This window comes from Pseudoxanthomonas kalamensis DSM 18571 (assembly GCF_010211745.1).
GTDB classification, from domain to species: Bacteria; Pseudomonadota; Gammaproteobacteria; order Xanthomonadales; family Xanthomonadaceae; genus Pseudoxanthomonas_A; species Pseudoxanthomonas_A kalamensis.
The window spans coordinates 1-2,330 of sequence record NZ_PDWQ01000011.1; the positions used below are offsets into that span (position 1 = coordinate 1).

Genomic DNA, 2,330 nt, shown 5'->3' on the forward strand with positions numbered 1-2,330 from the left:
CACTCACAACAATGAGTGGCAGATATAGCCTGGTGGTTCAGGCGGCGCATTTTTATTGCTGTGTTGCGCTGTAATTCTTCTATTTCTGATGCTGAATCAATGATGTCTGCCATCTTTCATTAATCCCTGAACTGTTGGTTAATACGCTTGAGGGTGAATGCGAATAATAAAAAAGGAGCCTGTAGCTCCCTGATGATTTTGCTTTTCATGTTCATCGTTCCTTAAAGACGCCGTTTAACATGCCGATTGCCAGGCTTAAATGAGTCGGTGTGAATCCCATCAGCGTTACCGTTTCGCGGTGCTTCTTCAGTACGCTACGGCAAATGTCATCGACGTTTTTATCCGGAAACTGCTGTCTGGCTTTTTTTGATTTCAGAATTAGCCTGACGGGCAATGCTGCGAAGGGCGTTTTCCTGCTGAGGTGTCATTGAACAAGTCCCATGTCGGCAAGCATAAGCACACAGAATATGAAGCCCGCTGCCAGAAAAATGCATTCCGTGGTTGTCATACCTGGTTTCTCTCATCTGCTTCTGCTTTCGCCACCATCATTTCCAGCTTTTGTGAAAGGGATGCGGCTAACGTATGAAATTCTTCGTCTGTTTCTACTGGTATTGGCACAAACCTGATTCCAATTTGAGCAAGGCTATGTGCCATCTCGATACTCGTTCTTAACTCAACAGAAGATGCTTTGTGCATACAGCCCCTCGTTTATTATTTATCTCCTCAGCCAGCCGCTGTGCTTTCAGTGGATTTCGGATAACAGAAAGGCCGGGAAATACCCAGCCTCGCTTTGTAACGGAGTAGACGAAAGTGATTGCGCCTACCCGGATATTATCGTGAGGATGCGTCATCGCCATTGCTCCCCAAATACAAAACCAATTTCAGCAAGTGCCTCGTCCATTTTTTCGATGAACTCCGGCACGATCTCGTCAAAACTCGCCATGTACTTTTCATCCCGCTCAATCACGACATAATGCAGGCCTTCACGCTTCAGACGCGGGTCATAGTTGGCAAAGTACCAGGCATTTTTTCGCGTCACCCACATGCTGTACTGCACCTGGGCCATGTAAGCTGACTTTATGGCCTCGAAACCACCGAGCCGGAACTTCATGAAATCCCGGGAGGTAAACGGGCATTTCAGTTCAAGGCCGTTGCCGTCACTGCATAAACCATCGGGAGAGCAGGCGGTACGCATACTTTCGTCGCGATAGATGATCGGGGATTCAGTAACATTCACGCCGGAAGTGAATTCAAACAGGGTTCTGGCGTCGTTCTCGTACTGTTTTCCCCAGGCCAGTGCTTTAGCGTTAACTTCCGGAGCCACACCGGTGCAAACCTCAGCAAGCAGGGTGTGGAAGTAGGACATTTTCATGTCAGGCCACTTCTTTCCGGAGCGGGGTTTTGCTATCACGTTGTGAACTTCTGAAGCGGTGATGACGCCGAGCCGTAATTTGTGCCACGCATCATCCCCCTGTTCGACAGCTCTCACATCGATCCCGGTACGCTGCAGGATAATGTCCGGTGTCATGCTGCCACCTTCTGCTCTGCGGCTTTCTGTTTCAGGAATCCAAGAGCTTTTACTGCTTCGGCCTGTGTCAGTTCTGACGATGCACGAATGTCGCGGCGAAATATCTGGGAACAGAGCGGCAATAAGTCGTCATCCCATGTTTTATCCAGGGCGATCAGCAGAGTGTTAATCTCCTGCATGGTTTCATCGTTAACCGGAGTGATGTCGCGTTCCGGCTGACGTTCTGCAGTGTATGCAGTATTTTCGACAATGCGCTCGGCTTCATCCTTGTCATAGATACCAGCAAATCCGAAGGCCAGACGGGCACACTGAATCATGGCTTTATGACGTAACATCCGTTTGGGATGCGACTGCCACGGCCCCGTGATTTCTCTGCCTTCGCGAGTTTTGAATGGTTCGCGGCGGCATTCATCCATCCATTCGGTAACGCAGATCGGATGATTACGGTCCTTGCGGTAAATCCGGCATGTACAGGATTCATTGTCCTGCTCAAAGTCCATGCCATCAAACTGCTGGTTTTCATTGATGATGCGGGACCAGCCATCAACGCCCACCACCGGAACGATGCCATTCTGCTTATCAGGAAAGGCGTAAATTTCTTTCGTCCACGGATTAAGGCCGTACTGGTTGGCAACGATCAGTAATGCGATGAACTGCGCATCGCTGGCATCACCTTTAAATGCCGTCTGGCGAAGAGTGGTGATCAGTTCCTGTGGGTCGACAGAATCCATGCCGACACGTTCAGCCAGCTTCCCAGCCAGCGTTGCGAGTGCAGTACTCATTCGTTTTATACCTCTGAATC

Annotated in this window: 4 protein-coding genes; all 4 read right to left on the reverse strand. The window is 49.6% G+C overall.

Features of this window, described 5'->3' with window-relative positions; translation table 11 throughout:
* Positions 1 to 504: 504 nt before the first annotated feature.
* Positions 505 to 696, reverse strand: coding sequence for a DUF1382 family protein (locus CSC70_RS13575; RefSeq protein ID WP_015979260.1), 192 nt, complete (start codon positions 694 to 696; stop codon positions 505 to 507).
* The gene (locus CSC70_RS13580; protein WP_001251812.1) at positions 669 to 857 is read right to left on the reverse strand and encodes a DUF1317 domain-containing protein; all 189 of its coding nucleotides are present in this window, start codon (positions 855 to 857) and stop codon (positions 669 to 671) included. The genes CSC70_RS13575 and CSC70_RS13580 overlap by 28 nt, the downstream gene beginning before the upstream one ends.
* A complete protein-coding gene (locus tag CSC70_RS13585) occupies positions 848 to 1,528 on the reverse strand; it encodes a lambda exonuclease family protein (RefSeq protein ID WP_162457181.1) in 681 nt (226 codons plus the stop codon). Before CSC70_RS13585 ends, CSC70_RS13580 begins: the two co-directional genes overlap by 10 nt.
* Positions 1,525 to 2,330 (reverse strand): phage recombination protein Bet (bet, locus tag CSC70_RS13590; protein WP_425501589.1); only part of this gene is annotated, 806 nt, incomplete at its 5' end. The genes CSC70_RS13585 and bet, both read right to left, overlap by 4 nt.